The following is a 25,507-nucleotide window of genomic DNA, read 5'->3' as shown; positions in this document are numbered from 1 at the left end:
GGACGGGCGAAGGCGGTGCGTGGCATGAGTGCAGCCGAGGCTCCGGTGACGGAGAGCGGCGAGCCCGCGCGCGGGCCGGTGCGGCCCGGCGGTCTGCTGGACGTCCTGGGCGTGGCGTCGGTGGTCCTGGACACCGACGGCCGGATCGTCCTGTGGAGCCCCCAGGCGGAGGAGCTGTTCGGCTACACCGCGCGGGAGGCGCTCGGCCAGTACGCGGCCCGGTTGATGGTGCACGAGCGGCACCTCCACCTCGTCGGCAAGCTCTTCGCCGATGTGATGCGCACCGGCGAGAGCTGGGCCGGCGGCTTCCCGATCCGTCACAAGGACGGCAGCACCCGGCTGGTGGAGTTCCGCAACATGCGGCTGCTCGACGACCGGGGCGACGTGTACGCGCTGGGCCTGGCCGCCGACCAGTCGACGGTCCGCCGGCTGGAGCAGGACGTGGCGCTGTCCGAGCGGATGGTGAAGCAGTCGCCCATCGGACTCGCCGTCCTCGACACCGAGCTGCGCTTCGTCTCGGTGAACCCCGCGCTGGAGAAGATCAACGGGGTCACGGCCGAGCGGCACGTGGGGCGCACGCTGCGCGAGGTGCTGCCGCAACTGGCCCTCGACGCCCTGGAGAGCGCGGCCCGCCGGGTCCTGGACACCGGCGACCCGCTGATCGACGACACCGTCGTGGGCCGTACCCCGGCCGATCCGGACGAGGACCACACCTGGTCGCTGTCGCTGTACCGCCTCGACGACGCGATGGAGAACGTCCTCGGCGTGGCCCTGTCCCTGGTCGACATCACCGAGCAGCACCGGGCCTCCGTGGAGGCGGAGGCCGCGCGGCGACGGCTCGCCGTCATCGCCGACGCGTCCGCCCGGATCGGTACGACCCTCGAGCTGGAGCGCACCGCGTTCGAACTGGCCGAGGTGGCCGTGCCGGAGCTGGCCGACGTGGCCGCCGTGGACCTGCTGGAGGCGGTCGTGGAGGGCCGGCCCAGCACGCTCGGGCCGTCGGAGCCCGCGGTGATCCAGGCCCTGGCGCTGCGCGGCGAGACCGACTCGGACGCCCTGCGGGCCGCCGACCCGCCCGGCCGGATCGCCCGGTACGCGCCCGACCTCCTGGTCACCGAGTGCGTCCGCACGGGCGAGGCCGTGCTGGTGCCCCAGGTGAAGGCCGACGACCTGCCGCGGATCGCCCGCGACCCCGAGGCGGCCATGCTGCTCGGCCGGGCGGGCCTGCACTCCTACCTGGCCGTCCCGCTGATCGCCCGCGGCGAGGTGCTCGGCGCCCTGGACCTCAAGCGCACCCGCAACCCCGTCCCCTTCGACGAGGACGACGTCCTGCTGGCCAAGGAGCTGGCGGCGCGCGCGGCCGTGCAGATCGACAACGCCCGCTGGTACCAGAACGCCCGCAACACCGCGCTCACCCTCCAGCGCAGCCTGCTGCCCAGCCATCCGCCGGTCACGACCGGCCTGGAGGTGGCCTCCCGCTACCAGCCCGCGGGCGCCACGAGCGAGGTCGGCGGCGACTGGTTCGACGTCATCCCGCTGGAGGGCGGCAAGACCGCGCTGGTGGTCGGCGACGTGATGGGCAGCGGGATCACCGCGGCCGCCACCATGGGCCGGCTGCGCACCGCCACCACCACGCTGGCCGCGCTGGATCTCGACCCGGCGCTGCTGCTGGAGCACCTGGACAAGACCACCTCGGCCCTGGACCACTCCATCGCCACCTGTGTGTACGCCGTCCACGACCCGCATCTGCGCCAGTGCCGGATCGCCAACGCCGGGCACCTGCCCCCGGCCCGGCTCCGCCCCGGCCGGCCGCCGGAGCTGCTGGAACTGCCCACCGGGGTGCCGCTGGGTGTCGGCGGTGTCGAGTTCTCCACCGTCACCGTCGACTTCGACCCCGGCGACGTGCTGGTCTTCTACACGGACGGGCTGGTCGAGACCCGTTGTCACTCGCTGGACGAACGTCTGGACGCCCTGCTGGCCCTGCTCGACGACCCGGCCCGCCCCCTGGAGGAGGTCTGCGACCTGCTCCTGCGCACGCTGCACCATCCCGACAACCACGACGACGTGGCGCTGCTCATCGCCCGGGCTCAGAAGCTGCCGTAGCGGGGCGGCCGGTCACTCCCGTAGGGCTCGGCCCAGGCTCGGCGGCTGCCGTAGCCGGGCCGCCGGTCACTCCCGTATGCCCATCACCACATGGGCCTGCCACTCCTCCGACTCGGCGAGCCGTGCGGTCAGGCCGGCGCGCTCGAAGGCCTCGACGGCGGCCGGTGCCTGGTGTTCGCCGGTCTCGGACAGGAGGCAGCCGCCGGGTGCGAGCCACTCGGGCGCCCCGGCGGCCACCCGGCGCAGCACGTCGAGGCCGTCCGCGCCGCCGTCGAGGGCGACGGCCGGCTCGTGGTCGCGGGCCTCCGCCGGGAGCAGGGGCACCTCGGCGGACGGCACGTAGGGCACGTTGGCCGTCAGGATGCCGACGCGGCCCCGCAGACCGGAGGGCAGGGCGTCGTAGAGGTCGCCCGTGTGGGTGTGGCCGCCGAACGGGGCGAGGTTGCGGCGGGCGCAGCGCACGGCGGCGGGATCGATGTCGGCGCCGTGCACCTCGACGGCGCCGAGCCGGGCGGCCAGCGCGGCGCCGAGCGCGCCGGAGCCGCAGCACAGGTCGACGACGACCCGCGCGTCCGGCGCCTGCTCCAGCGCCCGGTCGACCAGGAACTCGGTACGACGGCGGGGCACGAAGACTCCCGGCTCCACGGCGATGCGCAGTCCGTGGAACTCGGCCCAGCCGAGGACGTGTTCGAGCGGGAGTCCGGCGGCACGCCGGTCGACCATCGCGGCCAGTTCGCGAGGGGTGCGGGCGGTGGCGAGGAGCAACTCCGCCTCGTCCTCGGCGAAGACGCACCCGGCGGCACGCAGCGCGGAGACGACGGCGGTGGGGGAAAGAACGGGCAAAGCAGAGGTCATGGAAGCCGAGAGCCTTTCGGAGACCTGAGGCCGAAGGGCACGCTCGCGGTCACCGGTACCGGTGGTCCGCGCTGTCACACATGACGGTGACGAGGAGCGAGCACCCGAGCTGACACAGCGGTAATGGGTCTCACCTCCTCGGCAGTCTGTGGCCGCGAACCGTCCGCGGCCGGACCGCCACCATACCCCAGCACCCCGATCCGCCGTCGTCGGAGCCGAGTTCGAAACTTCCTGGCGCACCGCGGCAGGGGCCCGTTACGATCGCGGCGATGACCACTCACTCTGCTGCCAGATTGGGGGTCCCGTCCGCGCAAGGTGAGTGCTGATGCTCACTCAGACCGCGTACGGGGATTCCCGACTCTCCCAGTGGCTGCGCGTGCGCGAGTTCGCCGTGCCGCCGTCCGTGATCGAGACCGCGACCGTCCGCCGCCGTGCCGGGGACTGGGCGGGGGCCTGTGCCGCCGCCGGTGTCGACATCGACCTCGATCTGCGTTCCGTCGCCCGCGTCCATGGCCGTGACCTCGCGGCCCGGATCCGCGCGGACCTCCGTCACCTCGCTCCCGACCTGCTGCGCTGGCACATGCCGAGGATCGCGCCCGACGGGCTGCTGCGCCCTGGGCTGACCCTCACCCTGGCGCGGTACGACGTCCCGGGACGCGCCGGGCCGGCCCCGGTGCACCTGGTGGCCCGTACGCCGCCGGCCTGGGCGGACGCCGGTCAGCGGATCGGCCTCGCGCTGTGGGACGGCTCCGGTGCGCCCTCCGGGGGCCGGGCCGGCCCCGCGGCCGGCAGCGGGGCGGGGCATCCGCATCCCCGGGCCGGCCCCGCGGCCGGCAGCGGGGCGGGGCATCCGCATCCCCGGCCCAGCCGACGGTTCCGGCTCGACCTGCACCGGCATCTGTGGGACGCGCGCAGGGCCGCTGAGCTGCGGGTACGGTCCGGCGCCGACCAGCCGCCCGACGCGGGTCCCCCGGTGCCGGCCCCGCTCGCGGACCTCCCGGACCTCGCGAACCTCGCGACCGAGCGGGCCTGTGCCGTGGGCCGGTGGGCGGAGGAGGCCCGGATCCTGCTGCGCGCGGAGGGGCGGGCGTCGGGGGCGTTCGTGGTGCGGTGCGGGGCCGGGCATCGGCTGGTCCTGGAGGTCCCGGAAGCCGGCGAGGGCGCGGGCCGCGCCGGACCCGTCATGCCGAGGGCCGCCGTCGCCCCTCCGGAAGACGGCCTCGCCGCACTGCCCGTGCTGCCCGACGCCGCGACCTGGGTCCTTCCCGACCTGGAGCTGCTCCGCGCGGGGCTGCTCCCGCCCGACCGGCTGCACCCGCTGGTCGCCTCCGCGCTGGTGCCTGGGTACCGGCCCGCCGACACACCCCTGCCCGCCGGCGCGGCGGGAGGACCGCGTCTCGTGGAGTGCCGGGGCGCCCGGCACCGGATCGGCCTGGCCGACGGGGTGCTGGCCCCGCTGGACCACAGCCCGGACGAGATCCGCCGCGAGGAACTGCTGGCCGCGCTCGGCGGACCGCCACTTCCCTGCCTGCAGGCCATCGACGCCGCGCACCGGCGTCCGGACTGCCTCGACGGCGTCCGGGAACGCCTGGACCACGGAGACATCGCGGGTGCGCTGGCCGTGGTCGAGGAGCTGCTCGGCCCGGAGGCGCTGCTGCGGGACGGCCCCTTGCGGGACGAGCTCGAAGCGGCCGCCGAACGACGGATCGCGTACGGGCTCTACCGGGCGGGGCTGACCGGACGCACCCGGGGCCCGGCCGGCCCGGAGCGCCACCGGACCCGGGTCCGCCGCCGCCCGCCCTCCTACCGGACCTTCTACTGATCGCGCCTCCGCGCTGCTCCCCTCCCGATTCCACGTCTTCGTCCTCTGTGCCCTCTCGGCTCCTGCTGTCGGCACCTCACACACCCTCAGGTGATCACTCATGTCTTCCTTCACGGCTTTCGTCACGCCCAGTGCACCCTCCGCGGTCCCCTTCAGCGCTTCGTCCGCCGCTCCCTCCTCCTCCCAACTCGACGTCGCCGCCGATCTGTTGGCCCTGCTGGGGGACACCGCCACCGAACCCCGCCCGGACACCCAACTGGAGGCGCTCACGCTGGCGGTGGCCGCCGATCTGCCCGTGCTGCTGTGGGGTGAACCGGGCATCGGCAAGACCGCGGCGCTGACCCAGCTCGCGAGCGCCCTCGATCTGCCTCTCACCACCGTGATCGCCAGCGTCCACGAACCGTCCGACTTCTCGGGGCTGCCCGTCGTGGGGGACGATCCGGCGGAGCAGGGCGTCCCGATGGCCCCGCCGGACTGGGCGGTGCGGCTCGTGCGGGCCGGTCGCGGGCTGCTCTTCCTGGACGAGCTGTCCACCGCGCCCCCTGCCGTCCAGGCGGCCCTGCTCCGGCTCGTGCTGGAGCGGCGGATCGGCGCGCTGCGGCTGCCGCCGGGCGTGCGGATCGTGGCCGCCGCCAATCCCCGGTCCTCGGCGGCCGACGGCTGGGAACTCAGCCCTCCCCTGGCCAACCGGTTCGTCCACCTTCAGTGGACCCACGACCACGACGTCGTCGTACGCGGCCTGGGCGGGACCTGGCCCCGGGCCACCCTGCCCCGGCTCGACGCGGAGAAGCTGCCGGAGGCGGTGGCCCTCGCCCGCCATGCGGTGTGCGGGTTCCTCTCGGCGCGCCCGGCGCTCGTGCACCGGCTGCCCACCACGGAGACCCGCCGGGGCGGTGCCTGGCCGTCGCCGCGCAGCTGGGACATGACGCTGCGGCTGATCGCCTTCACGACCGCCGCCGGGTCCGCCCGTGACGTGCTGGCCCTGCTGGTCAGGGGGACGGTCGGGGACGGGCCGGGCCTCGAGCTGCTGGCGCACCTGGACCGGATGGACCTCCCGGACCCGGAGGAACTGCTCGCCGACCCCGAGGGCGCCGTGCTGCCCGAGCGCGGGGATCTGCGGCAGGCCGCACTCGACGGCGTGGTCGACGCGGTCCGCAAGCGGCCGGAGCGGGCCCGCTGGGACGCCGCGTGGACGCTGCTGGTCCACGCGATGGAGACCGGCGCCCCGGACGTGGTGGTGGTTCCCGCGACCACGCTGGCCTCGCTGCGCCGGGAGGACTGGGACGTACCGGAGGTGATCGAGCGGCTCGCCGGTGTGGTGTCCCTGTCCCGCCGCGCCGACGCCGCCCGCAGGGCCTCGGCCACCACGAAGGCGGGCCGATGACGGCGGAGGCACCGGGGACGCTGGACCTCGAGAAGCTGCTCGCCGCCCGGCTGCACGCGGCCCGGGTGCGCCCGTATCTGGCGACGGCGCTGTTCGCGCTGCACCCCGTGGAGTCGCGACAGGTGCCGACCATGGCCGTCGACCAGCACTGGCGCTGCTACGTGTCGCCCGCGTTCGTGGACCGCACCCCCGTCGAGGACCTGGCCGGGGTGTGGGTGCACGAGGTGGCGCATCTGCTGCGCGACCATCACGGGCGCGGCGACCGGGTCGCCCGGCAGCGCGGGCTGACCGGCGCGGGCGAGCGGCTGCGCATGAACATCGCCGCCGACCTCGAGATCAACGACGACGTGTACGGCGACGGGCTCGTCCGGCCCCAAGGAGCCGTCTGCCCGCCGGACTTGGGGCTGCCCGAGGGCGAGCTGATGGAGGACTACCTGCGGCAGTTCCGGCTCGGGCCACGCCTGCAGCACCTGGCCTGGCTGGACTGCGGCAGCGGCGCCGACGGACGGCGGCGGGAGTGGGACCTGGGGCCGGACGGCGCGCACGGACTCGCCGGGCAGGAACGGGATCTGGTCCGTTTCCGGGTGGCGCAGGGCATCACCGGACGGCCGGGGAGCGCGCCGGAGGGGTGGCGGCGGTGGGCCGAGGAGGTGTTCCATCCGCCGCAGCCCTGGCGGGAGTTGCTGGGCGCGGCGGTCCGTTCGGCGACCTCGGGTCCGGGCGCCGGCGACGACTACAGCTACGGCCGCCCGGCCCGGCGCTCGACCGCGCTGCCCAGAACCGTGCTGCCGAGCCTGCGACGCCGGCCGCCCCGGGTGTGTGTGGTCGTCGACACGTCCGGATCGGTCAGCGACGCCGAACTGGGCAGCGCGCTCCTGGAGGTCGCCGCGATCTCCCGTGCCGTGGGCGGCCGTCGGGACCTGGTCACCGTGGTGTCCTGCGACGCGGCGGCCCAGACCGTGCACCCGCTGTGCCGCTCCGCCGGAATCCCGCTGGTGGGCGGCGGAGGGACGGACCTGCGCACGGGCTTCGCCCGCGCGCTGCGGTCCCGGCCCGACGTCGTCGTGGTCCTGACCGACGGCCAGACACCGTGGCCGGGGACACGGCCGTCCTGCCGGACGGTGGTGGGCCTGTTCTCCCGGCCCGGTGGCTCGTGGAACGAGGACGATCCCGACTACCGGCCGGACTCGCCACCGGAGTGGGCCCGGGTGGTGGTCATCGGGTCACCGGCCCGGTGAGCCGGTCGCCACGACCCGGCACGACGGCCCCGCGGACCCCACCGTCTCCCGGCCCTTCGCTGCCCCCTGGACCCCCACCCGCCTCTCGGCCCTTCGCTGTCCCCTAGACCCCCACCGTCTCCTCGACCTCTTCCTCGGCCTCCGCCTCGGCCTGCCGCCGCGTCTGCCGCTCCTCCTGTTCCTCGGCACGGTCCACGCCGGACGCGGGCTCGGGAAGAGGGGCCTCGGCCGGCTGGGACGCGGTGGCCGCATGCTTCGGCACGTGCTTCCCGGCCCGCTCGAAGGCGCCGGCGACCGCGGTGACGGAGAGGCCGAGGACCAGCCAGACGACGAGCGTCCAGACGTTGCGCGCGAGGCCGTCGCTGCCGAAGTACAGCAGGCTGCGGAGGCCCTCGACGAAGCCGGCGCCGTTCCAGAAGGCGTGCAGGGTGCCGAAGAACGCGTTCTGCAGCTCGGGCCGGAACAACCCCCCGGAGCTGGTGAAGTTGAGCATCACGAACAGCACCATCATGGTCAGCGTGGTCCAGCGCTTGAGGAAGGTGTGCAGGCCGACGCCGATGAAGAGGATGCCCGCGGAGTAGAGCCAGGCCATCCCCCACACACCGGCGAGGTCGTGGTGCGCGAGGTGGAACACCGGACCGGCGAGCAGCGCGCCGATGCCGCTGACCACGGCGGAGACACCGAGCGCGAGCAGTGCCCGTATCCGCAGGGGAAGCGTGGCGCCCGCGGCGCCGAGGGCGGCGACAGAGGCGTAGGAGCCGATGCTGACCGCGATCAGCAGGAAGAACAGCCCCTGTCCCGTGGGGTCGTCGGCGGCCGGTGCGGCCACGTCGGTGACCTTCAGCGGGGCGCCCTGCTCGGCGGCCACCGGCGTGAAGACCTTCTCGACGGCGGTCGCGCCCATGTCGGACGCGGCGCTCGCCACGATCAGCTCGGGTGCCTTGGCGCTCGGCACATAGGCGCCGGTGACGTCACGGGACTCGAGCAGCCGGACGGCGTCGGCGCGGGTGGCGACGGTGCGGACGTCGAGCTTGTCCCCCGCGGTGTCCTTGACGGTCTGCGCGAACACCTTCGCCTTCGGTCCCGCGCCGACGACGGCGACGGGCAGGTGGTGCGGCTCCGGGGTCACGAAGGCCCCCATGTACGCGAGCCCCATGCCCAGGCACATGAGCAGCGGGGTGATCAGGTGCGTGAGCACATGGCGCAGTGCCGGTGACCTCATCGGACGCGACCTCCAATGGTTGGCTTATACAACTCTCGTTTCAAGTTGTACTATACAACCAGTTCGGCGGAGAGATATTCCGTGGAGGTGTTCCGATGACTGCGGCACAGACGGCCGTGGAGACGATCCAGCGCGAGATGACGAGCTTCGCCCGTCGAGCCCGTGCCTCGGCGGGGCGGATGCATCCCGAGCTGTCGCTGGTGTCGTACACCCTGCTCGGCCACCTGGAGGAGAGCGGCGGCTGCCGGGCGACCGACCTGGCCGCCCACTACGCGCTGGACAAGTCCACGGTGAGCCGCCAGGTCGCCGCGCTGGAGCGGGCCGGGCTGATCGAGCGGCGCGTGGACCCCGAGGACCACCGGGTCCAGGTGCTGCATCTGACCGACGCGGGCCAGGAGATCCTGGCCCAGGTCACCCGCAGCCGCCGCGCCGCCTTCCAGGAACGGCTCGCGGACTGGCCCGAGGAGGACCTGGTCCGCTTCGCCGCCTACCTGGAGCGCTACAACGCCGGCCCGGCGGGAGCCGAGTCCGCCTGAAGGAGCGGGCCGCCCGGCGGTCGATGGCTGGTGACTGACGGCCGGTGGATGACGGCTGTCGGCTACGGCACCTGTACGGCGGCCCGGCCGTCCGTGTGGTGCTCGGGCGCGCGGGCCGCGAGGAAGGCGGTGCGGAGGCGCAGCCGGAAGCCGAGGGACTCGTACAGCCGGATGGCGCTGGTGTTCTGCGCGCCGGTGTGCAGGAACGGGGTCTCGCCGCGCTCCCGGATGCCGTGCGCGACCGCGAGGATCAGCCGGGTGGCCAGGCCCTCGCCGCGGAAGGCCGGGTCGGTGCACACCGCGCTGATCTCGGTCCAGCCCGGCGGATGCAGCCGCTCCCCCGCCATGGCGATCAGGGCGCCGTCACGGCGGATGCCGAGGTAGGTGCCGAGTTCGATCGTGCGCGGCAGGAACGGTCCGGGCCGGGTGCGGGCCACGAGGTCCAGCATCTCGGGTACGTCCGCCGGGCCGAGGGGGACCGCCTCCGGGTCGGGCGCGGCGGCCAGGCCGTCGTCCACGAGCTGCACGCCCTCCATGTGGAAGGTGATCTCCCAGTCCTCGGGCACCTCGCCACGGAAACCGAGCAGCGGTACCTCCGCTCCGGGTCCGGCCAGCGCCGCGACGTTCGCCCAGTCGTCCGCGTCGGGCTCGTCGGGCAGGGCCAGCCACGGGGAGACGTCGACCGGGTAGCGCAGCACCCGGCCCCGCCGCTCGGCGAAGTGGGCGTGCGGGCCGGTCAGGGAAGCACGCCCGGGGTTGTCGAGGACGTGCGGGACGCCGGCGCCCGCGTCCTGCGCGCGGCCCGCGTGCTGCGGAATCTCCGCCGCCCTGGGCGCTGCCTGCTCCCGCAGGTCCGCCGGGTCGGGCGCGGTCGCGCCGCCGCCCAACGCTTCCGCGGGCTTCGTCAGGTCGCTCATGCGGTCACCTCGATGACGATCTTCCCGCGGGCATGGCCGTTCTCGACCGTGCGCAGGGCCTCCTCGGCCCGGTCGAGCGGGAAGGTGCGGGTGACATGAGGATTCAGGGCGCCGCGCAGGACGAGGTCGGCCAGTGCGTCCAGGACGGCGGCGGTGCGGGCGCGGACGACCCGGGACCCGCCTTTCGCGGCGACGGCCTCGGGCACGGGCCTGGCACCGGTGATCAGCCGGGCCCCGTCGTCGACCAGGTCGGCCGCCTCGACGAACGTGTCGCCGCCCACCAGGTCGAACACCGCGTCCACGCCCTCGGGAGCGGCGGTGCGCACGCGCGCGGCCAGGTCCGGGCCGCTCGGCACGTGCACGGCGCCCAGCGACTCGACGAACTCCTTCTTGCCCTCGCTCGCCACGCCGACGACGCGCAGTCCTCGGGCACGGGCGATCTGTACGGCCGCGGCGCCGACTCCGCCGCCCGCGCCCGTCACCAGCAAAGTCGCGCCCTCGGGCAGATCCAGCTCACGGACGCCGTCGTAGGCGGTGGCCGCGGCGACGGGCAGCGTGGCGGCGTCCGTGAAGGACAGCGCGGCGGGCTTGTGCGCGGCCACAGCGGTGCTGAGCAGGGCGTACTCGGCGTACGCGCCGTCGACGGTGTTGCCGAACACGTCGTCGCCGACGGCGAACCCGGTCACCCCCTCGCCGACCTCCTGGACGACACCGGCGGCCTCGTTGCCGAACACCGCCGGAAAGACGCGCTCGGCGGTCTCACCGGGCCGGCGGTAGCCCTCCCGCTGCTTCCAGTCGACGGGGTTCACCCCCGCCGCGCGGACCGCCACCAGGATCTGGCCCGGGCCGGGGCTGGGCCGGTCCACGTCGGCCAGCGCCTCGGTCTCGGGGCCGCCGTACCGCGTGAAGACGTACGCCTTGGGCATCCTCTTCCTCGCTTCCGTCACTTCCGTCGCTTCCCTCGTACTGTCACCGGCGCACGGACCGGCACTCAAGATCAAGGGGGACCACCGGACGGCTATTCCCGGGCCCGCCCCGTGTTCATACAGCCGCAATGGCCGACGCGCTGACCAGGGACGGAGCACCCACGGCGACAGCGTACGGTTGAACCATGAACGTCACCCGAGGCTTCACGGGCCGTCGGCGCGTCCACAACCCCGGGCTGCCCCCGGGGCAGTACGACGCCGGCGACGACTGGCCCGTCCTGTCCGCCGAGGTCACCCCCGACCTCGCGCCCGCCGACTGGTCCTTCCGCATCGACGGGATGGTGGAACGGCCGTCCACCTGGAGCTGGGACGAGGCACGGGCGCTGCCCGCGTCGGCGTACGAGGGCGACATCCACTGTGTGACCGGCTGGTCGAAGTTCGGGGTCCGCTTCGGCGGTGTCTCGCTCGACGCCTTCTTCGATGTGGTGCGGCCCCATGGGTCCGCCACCCATGCCGTCGCCCGCTCGCACACCGGCTACACCACGAACCTGCCGCTCGCCGACCTCACCGGCGGGCGGGCCTGGATCGCCTGGGAGTACGACGGCGAGCCGCTGGCGCCCGAACACGGCGGTCCCGCGCGGCTGCTGGTGCCGCATCTGTACTTCTGGAAGAGCGCCAAGTGGATCGCGGGCATCACGCTCCTCGACCACGACGAGCCGGGCTTCTGGGAGGGCAACGGCTACCACGAGCGGGGCAACCCGTGGGAGGAACAGCGGTACTCCGGTGACTGATCCGCTTTCCGAGACGACGGCCACGAGCCTCACCGCACCGGCGCCCACACACCCCGCCGCGTCGGCGCCCACAGGCCCCGGCGCCCCGGCCGCTCTCCCGGCACCCCGGACGCGCTTCGCGGTGCCCGCACGCATCGCCGTGGACCAGCAGGTGGCGTCGGCGTGGCAGACGGCCACGCTGACCGGGATCCGGCACGAGACGCCGCACGCGGCCACCTTCCGGTTCGCGGTGCCGGGCTGGGCGGGGCATCTGCCGGGACAGCATCTGATGCTGCGGCTGACCGCCGAGGACGGCTATGTGGCGCAGCGCCACTATTCGATCGCGTCCGCGCCGGACGATTCCGGACACATCGAGCTGACCCTGGACCGGGTGCCGAACGGTGAGGTCTCGGGCTGGTTCCACACGGTGGCCCGGCCCGGTGACACGGTGGAGGTGCGCGGTCCGCTGAGCGGCTTCTTCGCCTGGCCGGGCGACCGGCCCGCGCTGCTTCTCGGGGCCGGTTCCGGGGTCGTACCGCTGATGTCGATGGTGCGGTACCACCGGGCGCGGGGCCTGTCCGTGCCGCTGCGGATGCTGGTGTCGGCGCGGAGCCCCGAGGAGCTGATCTACGCCCGGGAGCTGGGCGCGGAGACGACGGCCGTGTTCACGCGCAGCGCCCCGGCGGGGACGCCGGTGGGTCGTATGGCGGCCGCACATGTGGCGCCGCTCCTGACCGAGCCGCCTGCAGGTGGGTGGGAGGCCTATGTGTGCGGCTCCAACGGGTTCGCCGAGCACGCCTCCCGGCTGCTGGTGGCGGTCGGCCAGCCGGTGGACCGGATCCGCATCGAACGCTTCGGCTGAGGGACCGCGTAACGCGCCGGTGCGCCGCTGGCGTGGCCGTGGGGCGCGTGCCGCGAACCGTGCTCCAGGTGGGCTTGAAGTCGCGGTACGCCGGGTGAACGAGGTGCGCCGTACGGGGTACGAAACGAGTGTGGACGCTCGTGCGCGGGTGGCGGCGGACCGGTGATCCGGTTCCTCCGGTCCTCCGGCTCCGGCCGACGGCGAGGAGGTGGACATGCGGACCCGGATGCGTGGCTGGCGCTGGCGGCACAATCCGCTGCGGCGCCGGTCGGACGTCGTGGAGGCGTGGACGGTGCTGGTTGTCGCCGTCCTGCTGTTCGTGGTCGCGCCTCTGACGGGGGTGGCGGCGGGCCTGTACGCCCATGACCGGGCCGAGAACCTCGCCCTGACGCAGCGGGCCGAGCGGCACCGGGTGCACGCGGTGGTGGTCGGCTCCGCCGCCGAGCCGCTGCCCACGGTGCAGGGCGACCGCGACCATCCGTACCGCGCGCAGGTCCGCTGGACCGAGCCGGGCAAGGGCATGCGTACCGCCCTGGCCCGGGTGCCGGCCGGGTCCCGGGCCGGCGACGTGGTGACCGTCTGGTTCGACGGCCAGGGGCGCGGTGTGGCCCCGCCGCCCAACGAGGTGGCGGTGTGGCAGCACACGGTCACCATCGGCGTGTGCGCGACGGCCGGCGCGGCGGGGGTGGTGCTCCTCGGCCATGCCGTGGAACGCCGGATCGCGCTGCGTCACCGGCTGGACGAGTGGGAGCGGGAGTGGGCACGCACGGGACCACGATGGACCCAGCCCCGAGCCTGACCCGCCCCTGACCCGCCCCTGACCCGTTCCTCCCCGTACCGGGCGGCCCGCCCGCACCCGTACGGTGGCCTGACGTGTCCTCCCTTCACCAAGGCGGTTGTTGATGGCCCTGTTCGACCTCCCCCTCGACGAACTGCGCACGTACCGCTCGGAGTCCGGCGCGCCCGAGGACTTCGACGCCTTCTGGGGCAAGACCCTCCAGGAGGCTCGCGAGCACGACCTGGACGTCCGCTTCGAGCCGGTGGACACCGGCCTGGCCACGGTGCGGGTGTACGACGTGACGTTCGCCGGGTTCGGCGGTCACCCGGTGAAGGGCTGGCTGCTGCTGCCGGCCGGGGCGGAGGAGCCGCTGCCGCTGGTGGTGGAGTTCCTCGGCTACGGCGGCGGGCGCGGGCTGCCGCACGAGAAGCTGCTGTGGGCGTCGACGGGCCGGGCGCACTTCGTGATGGACACCCGCGGACAGGGCAGCGCCTGGGGCGGCGGGGGCGGCACGACCGACCCGGTGGGCGCCGCGCCCGCCTATCCGGGGTTCATGACCCGGGGCGTCGACGCGCCCGAGAACTACTACTACCGCCGCGTGTTCACGGACGGCGTCCGCGCGGTCGAGGCGGCCCGCGCGCACCCGCTGGCCGACGCCTCGCGGACCGTGGTGATCGGGGAGAGCCAGGGCGGCGGCATCGCGCTCGCCGTCGGCGGTCTGGTCCCCGACCTGGCCGCGGTCGCCCCGGACGTCCCGTTCCTGTGCGACTTCCCGCGCGCCGTGACGCTGACGGACCGTCACCCGTACCGGGAGATAGGCCTGTTCCTCAAGACGCATCGCGGCCGCGCAGCCGACGTGCTGCGCACGCTCTCGTACTTCGACGGCGTGCACTTCGCGGCCCGCGGCCGGGCCCCGGCCCTGTTCTCGGCCGCCCTGGAGGACCAGACCTGCCCGCCGTCGACCGTGTTCGCGGCGTTCAACGCCTGGGCGCACGAGGACAAGGCGATCGAGGTGTACGACTTCAACGACCACGAGGGCGGCGGCCCGTTCCAGGAGGAGCGCAAGCTGCGCTGGCTGCGGTCGTACGCCTGAGGGTGCGCGTCCGCACCCTTCCCTCCAGTCCGACCAGTCGGTACGTTCAGGGGGCCCCGGGCCGGTGGTGTGTCGCGGCCCGGGTTTCCCGGCGACGACGGAGGTTCGATGTCCGCGCACGAGGCACAGGTCCACGGCCACTGCGACCCGCGGTTCACGGCGGTGCGGGAGGCGTTCGAGGAGAACTTCCGGGAGCGGGACGAGCTGGGCGCCGCGGTGGCGGTGACCGTCGACGGCGCGACCGTGGTGGACCTGTGGGGCGGCTGGGCGGACCCGGCCCGCACCCGCGCGTGGGAGCGGGACACCGTGGTCAACGTGTGGTCGACCACCAAGGGCCCGGTGGCGCTGTGCGCGCACATCCTCGCCGACCGGGGGCTGCTGGACTTCGACCGGCCGGTGGCCGCGTACTGGCCGGAGTTCGCGGCGGCGGGCAAGGAGCGGGTGCTCGTCCGGCATCTGCTGTCGCACCGCGCGGGACTGTCCGGCCTGCGGGAGCCGCACGCCCTGGAGCAGCTCTACGACTGGGAGCTGACGACCGCGCGGCTGGCGGCGGCCGAGCCGTGGTGGGAGCCCGGCACGCGCTCGGGGTATCACGCGCTGACGTACGGCTTCCTGGTCGGCGAGGTGGTGCGGCGGGTCTCGGGACTGAGGCCGGGGGCGTTCCTGGAGCGGGAGGTGACCGGTCCGCTGGGGATCGACTTCACCATCGGTCTGCCGGAGAAGGAGTCCGGCCGGGCGGCCGAACTGGTGCACCCGCGGGTCGTGGACGCCGGCGAACAGGCCGCCGTTTTCAGTCAGTTGGATCCGGCGGCGATCGCCGCGCTGGCGAATCCGCTGGTGGGCGCGGCGCAGGCGAACTCGCCGGAGTGGCGGGCGGCGGAGATCCCGGCGGCCAACGGGCACGGCACCGCGCGGGCCGTCGCCGCGCTCTACGGCGTCTTCGCCGGGCGCGGCTCCCACGGCGGCCGGCGGATCCTGTCGCCCGAGGCGGCGGAGCGGGTGCGCGAGGGGCAGGGCAGGTGTCGCGATCTTGTGCTGGGGGCGGGCTTCGAGCATGAGACGGAAGTCGGGCTCGGTCTGTGGCTCAGCGGGCCCAACGGCTCCTACGGCCCCGATCCGCGGGCTTTCGGACACGACGGATTCGGCGGTTCCTGCGGGCTCGCCGATCCCGACGCGGGCGTCTCCCTCGGCTATACGATGAACCGGATGGGGCCGCACATCGCGGACGACCCGCGCAAGATGGCCCTGGTGGAGGCCCTGTACCGGGCCCTGTGACGTCCGGATCACGCGGGTCGGTTTCGGCCGAACCGGCAGGCCGCTCTTCCCTTGTGGTTTAGACCAATGCTAGATGTGGTCGCGCAATGAGCCCGCACGGCTACGTCTGGTCACCAACAGGAGGCGCGGCATGGCCCGCACCACCCCGCACGATCTCCCGAACGATGCCCCGCACGATGCCCCGAGCGATCCGCCGCATGCTCTCCCGGACGGTTCCCCGCAGGGCGACGACCGGCCCTTGTACTGGCGGGTCGCGTCGCTGCTGCTCGACGAACTGCGCGACGGCACCGTTCCGCCGGGGGAACGGCTGCCGAGCGAGCGGCACCTGGCCGCACACTTCGGGGTCAGCCGGGAGACGGTCAGGCAGGCGCTGGAGGTGCTGCGGCGCGACGGTCAGGTCGCCACCGACCGGCGCGGCAGCCACGCCACGCTGTCCGGACGGCCGGTCCAGGACCCGCTCTCGCTGACCTTCCCGGTGGGCGCCCGGCCGGACGACCCGTACGCGGTGGACCGGGCGACGGTGACCTGGGAGGCGCCGCCGCCCGAGCATGCGCGAGCCCTGGGGCTGGCCCCGCACCGGCCGACGCTGGTGCACCGCTACCGGTCGGACACCCCCGACGGCCGGTCGCTGCGCACGGCGGTGACGTCGTTCTCGGCGGTGGCGCTCTCCGAGGTCGCGGAGCTGGGCCGCTACCGCGACCGGGCCGACGGGGCCACCCCCGCGCAACTGCGCCGGGCCTACGACTGGATGCGCAAGGCCGGCCTGGCCCTGCACCACCGGGACGCCATCACCCAGGTCGGCGACGCCTCCTCGGTCCGGGTGACCCGGCGGGTGCACGACCAGTACGCGCGCCCGCTGGAGATCACCGATCTGGTGGTGAACGCCGAACAGGACGCGCTGGTCTACGAGTTCACCCTTCCTGCGGCCGGGTGACCCCCGTCCGCCGACGGGCCACGACCAGCCGGGCGCGGGGACTGCCGTCGTCGCGCCGCCCGAACTCGGGCAGGGCCCGCAGCTCGACCGCGAAGCCGGCCCGCGTCAACTCCCCCATGACGTCGCCGAGCCGGAAGGATCGGTAGTACATGACGAACGGCGGCCGCCACACGGCGTTGCGCACCCGCATCACCGCGTCGAAGCCGAGCAGCATCCAGAACGCGAGGCCCGACGGGCGGGGCGGGGCGAGGACGGGGAAGGCGAACCGGCCGCCCGGCCGCAGCGCCGCGTGCACCTGGGCGAACAGCCCGGGCAGCTCCCGGGGCAGGAAGTGGCCGAACGCGCCGAAGCTGACCACCAGGTCGAAGGCGGCCGTGAACGGCAGGGCGCGGGCGTCCGCGCGCACCCAGGCGATGTCCGGCCCGGCGGTCCGCGCCCGCTGCCCCCGCGCCGCACCCGCGCTCCGGCGCCGGGCGACCTCCAGCATGCCCGCGCTGAAGTCGACCCCGGTGACGCTGCCGCGGCACAGCCCGGTCAGCACCTCCAGGCCCGCGCCCGTGCCGCAGCACAGGTCGAGCCCGTCCTCGAACGGGCCGAGCGGGTCCAGCGCCTTCGCCACGGCCTCCAGCACCGCGTCGGGGGTGCGGAAGGGGGTGTGGTCGAACTTCGGGGCGAGCAGGTCGTAGCCGTGCTCGACGGACGACAGCGCCTGTACGGCGAGCTCGCGCAGCGTGGGGCCTTCGGGGCTGAACATGCCTTCAGCCTAGGGTCTGTCTTCCGGATCAGGCCGGCTCCGGCCGACCGAGCTTCCTGGCGGACCCGAGCGGGGTCTGGTGCGTGCAGCTGCAAGGCGGAGGAGGGAGTCGACGCGTGGGGGTCCCCCCGCGCGAGCCCCATTCGAGCGTGGGGGAGTCGGCGACCGACGACAACGCCGCAGATGTGCGTGCCAGGGCCCGCGACCCCGGCAAGATCCGGAAGACAGGCCCTAGGTGCACGCCGTCAGCTCTTCAGCTGATCGAGGGTGGCCCTGGTGTCGGTCTTCAGCCAGTCGGTGACGTCGCTGAGCGCGGGCGGGTTCTTGTCCTGGTCGTACGAGCTGAGGTAGGCGCTGTAGCTCATCGTGTACGTCATCCAGCCGTCGCGCACGGCGAGGGTGGCGTAGCGCGAGCCACTGGAGGAGGAGCCGCTGGTGGTGTCCTGGCTCACCAGGTAGGCCTCGTCGCCGATGCCCTTGACCGGGCTCACGTCGTAACCCGTGTGGCTGTCGCCGTAGTTCTTCCAGGTGGCGGTGAACTCCGGTGCGGGGTCGGTCTTCCGGTGCAGGTCCACCTGGACGGACAGATAGGCGTCCGCGTAGGTCGATCCGGACTTCTTGAGGCTCAGGCTGCAGTAACTCTCGTCCAGCGCCTTGTCCTTGAGGGAGTTGTGCGTCGGGGAGGTGTCGTTCTCGGGGTACTCGTCCTTGAACGACGAGTAGTCCGCGCCGGAGCACATGTTGGCGGGCGCCGAGTAGCCCCGCAGATCGGCGCTGTCGCCCACGCCACCGAGCAGGAACACGCCGGCCGCCCAGGCCGCGGAGGCCACCACGGCGCCGACGGCGGCCCACAGCACCGCCCGTCCTGCGCCACCGCCACCGCCACCGCCGCCGGGCGGCGGGACGGGCACCGGCCCGTACTGCGGGGCCTGGGCGTACGGGTTTCCCGGCTGCGGCTGGGCCGGCAGGCCGGGCTGCGGCTGGGCCGGCTGACCGACCAGCGTGGGCTGCGCGTAGAAGTTCCCCGGCGGAGGCGACTGCGGGTGGGGATACGGGTAGGCGGCCGGCTGTGCTGGGACTGCCGATTGCGGCGCAGGCGCACCCGGTTGCGGCGCCGGCGGACCGGGCTGCGGCGCGGGCTGGTCGGCCGGCTGCGAGGGCTGCGGTGGCGTGGACATGTCGTGACGATAGTGCACGGTTGGCGGTCAAGTCCCCTGACGTCCGGGATCGTTATGGTCTAAGGACATCTGATACGGATCCACGACATCGCGACACCCCCGGCCGCCCCGCCCCGTGCGCGCCTCAGGGCACCAGGCGCACCGGAAGGGCTCGCACACTGTTGCCGACGAAGCTGGCGTGCCGGATCAATTCCGGTTCCTGGACGGCGAGTTCCAGTGCCGGGAAGCGGGTGAACAGCCGCTCCAGCGCGACGGTGGCCTCCAGGCGGGCCAGCGGAGCGCCCAGGCAGTAGTGGGCGCCGTGCCCGAGGGAGAGGTGGCGTACCGCGTCGGCGCGGGCGGGCCGGGTGACGTCGAATCGGTCGGCGTCCGGGCCGTGGGCGTCCTGGTCGCGTCCGGCGGCGGAGTAGCCCGCGAGGACCGGGGTGCCGACGGGTATCAGCGTGCCGTCGACCGTGAGGTCCCGCACCGGGTAGCGGAACGGGAAGTAGCTGACCGGCGCGTCCCAGCGCAGGGTCTCCTCCACGACGTCGGCCCAGCTCGCCCGGCCCGCGCGCACCAGGTCGAGCTGGTCGCGATGGCCGCACAGGGCGCGTACGGCGTTGGTGATCAGGTTGAGGGTGGTCTCGTGCCCGGCGATGATCATCAGCACCAGGGTGCCGATCAGCTCCTGCTGGTCGAGCCGGTCGCCGCCCTCGTCGCGCGCGGCGATGAGAGCGCTGGTGAGGTCGTCGCCGGGCTGCGTGGCCTTCGCGGCGGCGATCTCGCCGAGGACGGCGACGAGTTCCCGGTTGGCGGCGACGGCCTCGTCCGGGCCGATGTCGGTGGCCACGACCTGGCTGCTCAGGTGGTGCAGCCGGGCACGGAACTCCACGCCGACGCCCAGGAGTTCACTGATGACGCCCATGGGCAGCGGCAGCGCGAAGTGCCGGCGCAGATCGGCGACACCGTCGCCGGCCTCAGCGGCGGCCGCCAGGTCGTCCAGCAGTGAGGAGGTCAGCTCTTCGACACGCGGGCGGAGTTCCTCGACCCGGCGGGGCGTGAAGGCCCGGCTGACCAGGGACCGCAGCCGCCGGTGGTCCTCACCGTCGGCAGTGGTCATGCCCCGCACCGTCGCGAAGGTCAGCAGCGGCCAGCCGGGGGCGATCCGCCCCTTCCGCAGTGCCGTGAAGTACTGTGCGTCCTTGGCGACTTCGGGATGCTGCAGAAACTCCTTCAGCGCTTCGTGCCCGAGTACGGCCATCCCCTCGATCCCGCCCGGCAGTTCGACCGGGGTCACGGCACCGTGCGCCAGCAGCCGCGCGTTGTCGGCGTGCGGGCAGCCCCCGGCGGGGTCCAGGCGGTGCGGGGGTCTGGCGGGCGAGGTCTCCACGATGCTCCTGACGGTCGTCCGGGCGACGGTACGTGGTCGATCGTAGGCATGCGCGGGCCGCGACGGAGCCGGGTCGCGCGTCAACCCGGCGGGCGCGGTGGCCGGAAAACAGCGAGGGAATATCGGCGCACGGCTTCCTGTTGACCATCCCGAGAGCACCGGTATAGTGCGATCAGCGCAGGTGTGCGTCCCGTCGTCCGGGCGCCGTTGCCGCTGTCTCTTCACCCAGCCCTCGTGCCGATGGTTTCCGTCCGGCCCGGGCTTCTTCTCAGCATCACCTCGTGACCAGGGCTTTCATCGCCGTACCCGAGGTGTCGTTCGCGCCGCCCGGAGGCAGGTCCGTCCGTCTCCCCCACGCGGCTTCCCCCTCCCCCTCTGTTTCCCCTTCCGTCGAGACCATCCGAGACCGTCCGAGAAAGGACGTCCCATCCATGACCACCACACTCGAACCCACTCCAGCGGCGCCGCAGGCCCCGGCCGAACGCCTCGTCACCGGTGTCCTCGACATCGACGGGCACGGGAAGGGGTATCTGCGGGCCCCGACCTGCCTTTCCTCCCCCGCCGACCCCCAGGTGCCCCCGGCGCTGATCCGCCGGTACGGCCTGCGCAAGGGCGATCTCGTCGAGGGCGTCCGCGGGGCACAGCGCACCCTGACCGAGGTCGCCCGCGTCAACGGGCTCGCGCCCGACCGGCTGCGGGGCCGCCGTCACTTCCGCGATCTGACCCCGCTGCATCCGCACGAGCGGATCCGCCTCGAACACCCGGCGTCCGGCCTCGCCGGACGCGTCACCGACCTGTTCGCGCCGGTAGGCAAGGGGCAGCGCGGACTGATCGTGGCCCCGCCGAAGAGCGGCAAGACCGTACTGCTCCAGCAGCTGGCCGCCGCCGTCGCCGGCAACCACCCCGAGTGCCGGCTGATGGTCGTCCTGCTGGACGAGCGCCCCGAGGAGGTCACCGACATGCGCCGCTCGGTGCGCGGCGAGGTGTACGCCTCCACCTTCGACCGGCCGGCCAGGGAACACATCGCGCTCGCGGACCTCGTCGTCGAGCGGGCCAAGCGGCTGGTCGAGGCCGGCGAGGACGTCGTCGTCCTGCTGGACTCCCTGACCCGGCTGTGCCGCGCCCACAACAACGCCTCCGCCGCCGGCGGACGCACCCTCAGCGGCGGGGTGGACGCGGGCGCGCTGCTCGGCCCCAAGCGGTTCTTCGGCGCCGCCCGGCAGGCCGAGGAGGGCGGCTCGCTCACCATCCTCGCCACCGTGCTGGTGGACACCGGCTCGCGTGCCGACGGCTACTTCTTCGAGGAGCTGAAGAGCACCGGCAACATGGAGCTCCGGCTGGACCGGGAGCTGGCCGGCCGCCGGGTCTTCCCGGCCGTGGACATCGACACCACGGGCACGCGCCGCGAGGAACTCCTGCTCACCCCGGCCGAGTTGACGGCCGTACGGGGGCTGCGGCGCGCCCTGCGCTCCCGGGAGGGCGGTCCGGCCGCCCTGGAGACGCTGCTGGAGCGGATGCGGGACACCCCCGACAACGCCGCGTTCCTGCGCCGCGTCCAGCCGACGCTACCCGCTGGCTGAGCGATACCGCCCCCGCCACGGCATGAGCGGTACCCGGGCACCCCGTAGTGCGGCATCCGGGTTGCTCCGCTGGGCCGTTCGGCGCGGGCAGCGCGCCGCGCCACCCTCCCCTTCTTAGTTTGATCATATGAACACCGGATTCTCTCGTCGGGCGGTCGTGTCGGCCTGTTCCCTGTGCGTGGCGGGCGCGCTGGCACTCGGGCCGGCCGCTGCCGCCACGGGTCACCGCGCGGGGGAACCCGCTCCGCCCCGGCCGCACGCGGCCGTCCCGCAGCCGTCGCTGCTCTACGGCTCCGGCGTTCAGGTGCGCCCGCTGGCCGGGGCGCCGCAGGTGCCGGACGTCTCCGCGCTGTCCTGGCTGGTCGCGGACGCGGACAGCGGTGAGGTGCTGGCCGCGAACGAGGCGCACCGCAAACTGCCGCCCGCGAGCACCCTGAAGACCCTGTTCGCCCTCACCGTGCTGCCCGGCCTGCCCGCCGGGCTGCGGCACACCGTCCGGTACGAGGAGCTGGCGGGCGTCGGCGAGGGCAGCAGCCTCGTCGGTGTCGAGGAGGGCCACACCTACCAGGTGTCCGACCTGTGGAACGGGGTCTTCCTCAACTCCGGCAACGACGCCGTGCACGTGCTCGCGTCCCTGAACGGCGGCTGGGACGCCACGGCCGCCCGGATGCAGACGAAGGCCCGTTCCCTGGGCGCTCTGGACACCCACGTCGTCTCCCCCGACGGCTACGACGCCCCGGACCAGGTGTCCTCGGCGTACGACCTGGCGGTCTTCGGCCGCGCCGGGCTGCGCAACCCCGACTTCGCCCGGTACTGCTCCACCGCGCGCGCCGAGTTCCCCGGCGACGGATGGCCGTACGCCATCGAGAACACCAACCGGCTGCTGACCGGCGAGGACGGTGTGGCGCCGTATCCGGGGCTGATCGGCATCAAGAACGGCTACACCAGCAACGCGGGCAACACCCTGGTCGCGGCGGCCCGCCGGGGCGGCCGCACCCTGGTGGTCACGGTGATGAACCCTCAGGAAGGCGGCGGGTTGGCGGTGTACGAGGAGGCCCGCGAGCTGCTCGACTGGGGCTTCGCCGCCGCCGGCCGGGTGGATCCGGTGGGGTCGCTGGACGGGCTGCGCCCCGCGCCCAAGGGCGGGCAGACCGCCGTACCGGTCGCGGCGGCCACGTCCCCGGCGCCGGACGACGACTCGGACTGGTCGGGGACCGCCACCGTCGCGGGTCTCGCCGTGCTCGGCGCGGGTGCCGTGGCGATCGCGCTGCGCGTCAAGGGCGGCCGGGCGGCAGGCGGCTGACCGGTCGGCAGACCCAGCAGCAGGCCCAGTGTGATCCAGGTGTAGACGTTGCTGCCGAGGAAGCCGTCGATGCCCGAGGCGTCCTCGAACCAGAGCCACACCACGCTGGTGCACAGCACCGCGTACAGGGCGCCCGCGATCCGTCGGTGTCCGGCGCGGGCCAGCACCACGAAGGACGGCAGCAGCCACACCAGGTGGTGCACCCAGGTGATGGGGCTGACCAGGCAGGCCGCCGCTCCGGTGAGGGCGAAGGCCGCGGTCCAGTCGCCAGCCGCCACCGCGCGGCGCGCCTTCGCCGCCCATACGCACAGCACCAGCAGGACCGCCACGGCCCACAGCGCCCGGTCCGGCTCGCCGAGCCGGGCCAGGACACCCTGCAGCGACTGGTTGGAGACGTAGTCGAGCCGGCCGACCCGGCCGGTCTCCCAGAGCGCCTCGGTCCAGTAGAAGCGGGACGCGTCCGGGTCCGCCCAGGCGGCCAGCGCGGTCGCCGCCAGGGCGACGGCGGTCGCCGTCCCGGCCGCGCGCCGGCGCCCGGCGAGCAGCAGCAGACCGATGAACAGGGCAGGGGTGAGCTTGATCGCGGCGGCGAGCCCGATCCCGGCGCCCGCCCAGCGGCCCCGACCGGTCGTCAGCAGCCAGGAGTCGCCGAGGACCAGGGCGAGCAGCAGCAGGTTCACCTGGCCGAAGCTGACGGTGTCCCGTAGCGGCTCGAACAGGGCCAGCCCGCACAGGGCCAGCGACCAGCGGTACCAGCCGTGCCGCCGCCAGCGGGGCCCCGCCAGGATCCGCAGGACCACGGCGAGCGCGGCGAGGTTCACCAGCAGGGACGCCACGATCGCGGTGTTCCGGCCGAGGACCGCCAGCGGCAGCATGACGAGCGCGGCGAACGGCGGGTAGGTGAAGCCGTACGACGTCCCCGGCACGTGGTAGTCGTAGATCCGGCCGCCGTGGTGGACCCAGGTGTGCACGGTGCCGTAGTAGACGCGCAGGTCGAAGAAGTCGCGCAGCAGCGGCACGGTCGCTGTGAACACGGTCACCGCGATGGCGAGGGCGAGCACGAGGAGCAGGCGGCCCCGGTCGGTGCGAGGGTTCGGCAACGTCGGTTTCCTCGTCGTCGGCAACGTCTGTGGTGTCCCGCTCATGCCGTACGCCCCGGTGCCGGAGCCTGCGCCGTCAGGTGGGCCTGCCACAGCACGACCACGCCGAGCACCCCGCCGGACACCGCGAGCACGAGCTGGCCGGCGTCCGCCGGTCCGCCGCTGGGCAGGACGGCCAGGGCGAGCACGCCCGCCAGCGCCGCCACCCGGTGCCGTACGGAGGTGCTGGGCGCGGCGGCCGCGATGAGGAACAGGCCCCACAGCACGTACCAGGGCCGGATCGCCGGGCCGAACACGGCGACCGTCAGCAGGCTGAGGCCGAGCGCGTACACGGGCCGGAAGCGCAGCCTGAGCCATATCAGCAGGACGGCGACCGCGGTCGCGGCGAGGCCGAGCAGATGCCAGGCCGGGACGGCCAGCGGGGCCAGGTTGCTGCCGAGGTGGTCGAGCAGAGCGCCGGTGGCCCGGCCGAGCAGGCTGGTGAGCGCCCAGTTGTGCGGGGAGACGGGGGTGTCCAGGGCGCCGATCCAGCCGTAGCCGGTGCCGGCCACGGCGGTGGCGGCGACCGTGGTGACGGCGGCGCCGACGGCGGTGGTCAGGACGGCGCGCAGCGGCGGGCGCCCGGCGCGGGCCTGGAGGGCCACCACCGCGAGGAGGCCGAGCACGGCGGGCGCCTTGACCAGCGCCGCCAGCGTGACCAGGACGGCTCCGAGCACGGGCCACCGGCCGCGCGCGGCGACCAGCCCCAGTCCCAGCAGGCCGAGCATGATCGCGTCGTTGTGGGCGCCCGCGACCAGGTGCAGCAGGACCAGCGGGTTCAGGGCGCCGAGCCAGAGCGCGGCCGCCGGGTCGGCGCCGCTGTGCCGGGCCAGGCGGGGCAGCGCCGCCGCCATGAGGGCCACGCCGAGCAGGGCGAGCAGGCGCATGCCGAGGAGTCCGGCGGGCAGTTCGCCGCGGGTCAGCGCGCTCAGCGCGGAGGCCAGGCCCAGGAAGGCGGGACCGTAGGGTGCGGCGGTGTGCTGCCAGACCGGGGCGACCTCGTCGGCCAGCGGCCCGCCGAGCGTGTCGGGCCCCTCGGCGTACACGTCCATGTGGGCGTCGACCATGGCGCCCTGCGCCAGGTAGCTGTAGACGTCCCGGCTGAACAGCGGGGGCGCCAGCAGCAGCGGGCCGGCCCAGACGGCCAGCACCAGCAGCAGGGCACGCGGGGTCGGCGGCTGGGGGCCGCGCACCAGGCGCCCGAGCAGCACCCAGGCCGCTATGAGGAGCACGACACCGAAGTAGACCCCGACCAGTCCGAGCGCGGCCTGCGCGGAGGCGGGCGCCAGGAGATCGCGCACGGGCAGGGCACCGGCCGTCTCACCGCCCAGCGCGAGGCAGGCGGTGCCGGTCAGGCCGAGCAGCCGGCAGCGGCGGAGATCGACGGGGAATGCGATGGCCAACACTGGCTCAGCGTGTCGACACCGGGTGGCCGGGAGGCGACGTTCCCCTCCCCTGCAGGCAGC

At 74.1% G+C, this 25,507-nt stretch carries 21 protein-coding genes and 1 pseudogene; 13 read left to right on the top strand and 9 right to left on the bottom strand.

Going from position 1 to position 25,507, the window contains the following annotated elements:
- Positions 1-24: 24 nt before the first annotated feature.
- Positions 25-2,103: a SpoIIE family protein phosphatase gene (locus tag ABZ865_RS34895; protein WP_361239448.1), complete on the top strand. Its 2,079-nt coding sequence runs from the start codon at positions 25-27 to the stop codon at positions 2,101-2,103.
- Between the two features lie 66 nt (positions 2,104-2,169).
- Here the strand turns inward: ABZ865_RS34895 and ABZ865_RS34890 are convergent, their stop codons facing one another.
- Complete coding sequence (locus ABZ865_RS34890; RefSeq protein ID WP_361239446.1) at positions 2,170-2,958, bottom strand: putative protein N(5)-glutamine methyltransferase; 789 nt, start codon at positions 2,956-2,958, stop codon at positions 2,170-2,172.
- Between the two features lie 325 nt (positions 2,959-3,283).
- Here ABZ865_RS34890 and ABZ865_RS34885 point away from each other — a divergent pair, with 325 nt between their 5' ends.
- The 3 genes from ABZ865_RS34885 to ABZ865_RS34875 all read left to right on the top strand — a co-directional run bounded on the left by ABZ865_RS34885 (position 3,284) and on the right by ABZ865_RS34875 (position 7,402).
- The gene (locus ABZ865_RS34885) at positions 3,284-4,780 is read left to right on the top strand and encodes a hypothetical protein (RefSeq protein WP_361239444.1); all 1,497 of its coding nucleotides are present in this window, start codon (positions 3,284-3,286) and stop codon (positions 4,778-4,780) included.
- A 100-nt stretch (positions 4,781-4,880) separates the two neighbouring features.
- A complete protein-coding gene (locus ABZ865_RS34880; protein WP_361239442.1) occupies positions 4,881-6,164 on the top strand; it encodes a MoxR family ATPase in 1,284 nt (427 codons plus the stop codon).
- Positions 6,161-7,402 (top strand): VWA-like domain-containing protein, encoded by a 1,242-nt coding sequence (locus ABZ865_RS34875; RefSeq protein ID WP_361239440.1) that lies wholly within the window; start codon positions 6,161-6,163, stop codon positions 7,400-7,402. The genes ABZ865_RS34880 and ABZ865_RS34875 overlap by 4 nt, the downstream gene beginning before the upstream one ends.
- Positions 7,403-7,505: 103 nt before the next feature.
- Here ABZ865_RS34875 and ABZ865_RS34870 read toward each other — a convergent pair whose 3' ends face one another.
- A complete protein-coding gene (locus ABZ865_RS34870; RefSeq protein ID WP_361239438.1) occupies positions 7,506-8,624 on the bottom strand; it encodes a hypothetical protein in 1,119 nt (372 codons plus the stop codon).
- Between the two features lie 95 nt (positions 8,625-8,719).
- Here ABZ865_RS34870 and ABZ865_RS34865 point away from each other — a divergent pair, with 95 nt between their 5' ends.
- Positions 8,720-9,160: a MarR family winged helix-turn-helix transcriptional regulator gene (locus ABZ865_RS34865; protein WP_361239436.1), complete on the top strand. Its 441-nt coding sequence runs from the start codon at positions 8,720-8,722 to the stop codon at positions 9,158-9,160.
- A 62-nt stretch (positions 9,161-9,222) separates the two neighbouring features.
- On the opposite strand, the gene ABZ865_RS34860 is transcribed toward ABZ865_RS34865, so the two are convergent.
- Positions 9,223-10,077 carry a GNAT family N-acetyltransferase gene (locus ABZ865_RS34860; RefSeq protein WP_361239434.1) on the bottom strand — a complete coding sequence of 285 codons (855 nt, stop codon included), beginning with the start codon at positions 10,075-10,077 and terminating at the stop codon, positions 9,223-9,225.
- Positions 10,074-11,003 (bottom strand): NADP-dependent oxidoreductase, encoded by a 930-nt coding sequence (locus ABZ865_RS34855; protein ID WP_361239432.1) that lies wholly within the window; start codon positions 11,001-11,003, stop codon positions 10,074-10,076. Before ABZ865_RS34855 ends, ABZ865_RS34860 begins: the two co-directional genes overlap by 4 nt.
- Positions 11,004-11,188: 185 nt before the next feature.
- On the opposite strand from ABZ865_RS34855, the gene ABZ865_RS34850 reads away from it, so the two are divergent.
- The 6 genes from ABZ865_RS34850 (at position 11,189) to ABZ865_RS34825 (ending at position 16,715) form a co-directional block, all read left to right on the top strand.
- A complete protein-coding gene (locus tag ABZ865_RS34850; protein WP_361239430.1) occupies positions 11,189-11,794 on the top strand; it encodes a sulfite oxidase-like oxidoreductase in 606 nt (201 codons plus the stop codon).
- Between the two features lie 121 nt (positions 11,795-11,915).
- Positions 11,916-12,635 carry a ferredoxin reductase gene (locus ABZ865_RS34845; protein ID WP_361239733.1) on the top strand — a complete coding sequence of 240 codons (720 nt, stop codon included), beginning with the start codon at positions 11,916-11,918 and terminating at the stop codon, positions 12,633-12,635.
- A gap of 214 nt (positions 12,636-12,849) precedes the next feature.
- Positions 12,850-13,434 (top strand): hypothetical protein, encoded by a 585-nt coding sequence (locus ABZ865_RS34840; protein WP_361239428.1) that lies wholly within the window; start codon positions 12,850-12,852, stop codon positions 13,432-13,434.
- 103 nt (positions 13,435-13,537) lie between these two features.
- Complete coding sequence (locus ABZ865_RS34835; RefSeq protein WP_361239426.1) at positions 13,538-14,506, top strand: acetylxylan esterase; 969 nt, start codon at positions 13,538-13,540, stop codon at positions 14,504-14,506.
- A 108-nt stretch (positions 14,507-14,614) separates the two neighbouring features.
- Positions 14,615-15,781, top strand: coding sequence for a serine hydrolase domain-containing protein (locus tag ABZ865_RS34830; protein ID WP_361239424.1), 1,167 nt, complete (start codon positions 14,615-14,617; stop codon positions 15,779-15,781).
- Between the two features lie 130 nt (positions 15,782-15,911).
- On the top strand, positions 15,912-16,715 hold the full coding sequence (locus ABZ865_RS34825) for a GntR family transcriptional regulator (RefSeq protein ID WP_361239422.1): 804 nt from the start codon (positions 15,912-15,914) through the stop codon (positions 16,713-16,715).
- Here ABZ865_RS34825 and ABZ865_RS34820 read toward each other — a convergent pair.
- The 3 genes from ABZ865_RS34820 to ABZ865_RS34810 all read right to left on the bottom strand — a co-directional run bounded on the left by ABZ865_RS34820 (position 16,693) and on the right by ABZ865_RS34810 (position 20,019).
- On the bottom strand, positions 16,693-17,469 hold the full coding sequence (locus tag ABZ865_RS34820) for a class I SAM-dependent methyltransferase (RefSeq protein ID WP_361239420.1): 777 nt from the start codon (positions 17,467-17,469) through the stop codon (positions 16,693-16,695). The two genes, ABZ865_RS34825 and ABZ865_RS34820, sit on opposite strands and share 23 nt — an antisense overlap.
- 245 nt (positions 17,470-17,714) lie before the next feature.
- On the bottom strand, positions 17,715-18,647 hold the full coding sequence (locus ABZ865_RS34815; RefSeq protein ID WP_361239418.1) for a hypothetical protein: 933 nt from the start codon (positions 18,645-18,647) through the stop codon (positions 17,715-17,717).
- 124 nt (positions 18,648-18,771) lie between these two features.
- Positions 18,772-20,019 carry a cytochrome P450 gene (locus tag ABZ865_RS34810; protein WP_361239416.1) on the bottom strand — a complete coding sequence of 416 codons (1,248 nt, stop codon included), beginning with the start codon at positions 20,017-20,019 and terminating at the stop codon, positions 18,772-18,774.
- A 431-nt stretch (positions 20,020-20,450) separates the two neighbouring features.
- On the opposite strand from ABZ865_RS34810, the gene rho reads away from it, so the two are divergent.
- Positions 20,451-21,599 (top strand): transcription termination factor Rho, encoded by a 1,149-nt coding sequence (gene rho / locus ABZ865_RS34805; protein ID WP_361239414.1) that lies wholly within the window; start codon positions 20,451-20,453, stop codon positions 21,597-21,599.
- A gap of 127 nt (positions 21,600-21,726) precedes the next feature.
- Positions 21,727-22,608: pseudogene (locus tag ABZ865_RS34800) on the top strand (serine hydrolase); the annotation flags it as partial.
- A gap of 11 nt (positions 22,609-22,619) precedes the next feature.
- On the opposite strand, the gene ABZ865_RS34795 reads toward ABZ865_RS34800, so the two are convergent.
- The gene (locus tag ABZ865_RS34795) at positions 22,620-24,002 is read right to left on the bottom strand and encodes a glycosyltransferase 87 family protein (RefSeq protein ID WP_361239412.1); all 1,383 of its coding nucleotides are present in this window, start codon (positions 24,000-24,002) and stop codon (positions 22,620-22,622) included.
- 41 nt (positions 24,003-24,043) lie between these two features.
- On the bottom strand, positions 24,044-25,438 hold the full coding sequence (gene mptB / locus ABZ865_RS34790) for a polyprenol phosphomannose-dependent alpha 1,6 mannosyltransferase MptB (RefSeq protein WP_361239731.1): 1,395 nt from the start codon (positions 25,436-25,438) through the stop codon (positions 24,044-24,046).
- Between the last annotated feature and the right edge of the window lie 69 nt (positions 25,439-25,507).

Origin of the sequence: Streptomyces sp. NPDC047085, assembly GCF_040643735.1 — a bacterium.
In the GTDB taxonomy this organism is placed as follows: domain Bacteria; phylum Actinomycetota; class Actinomycetes; order Streptomycetales; family Streptomycetaceae; genus Streptomyces.
Note: the sequence above shows the minus strand (reverse complement) of the source record. Positions and strands in the feature narration are given on the sequence as shown.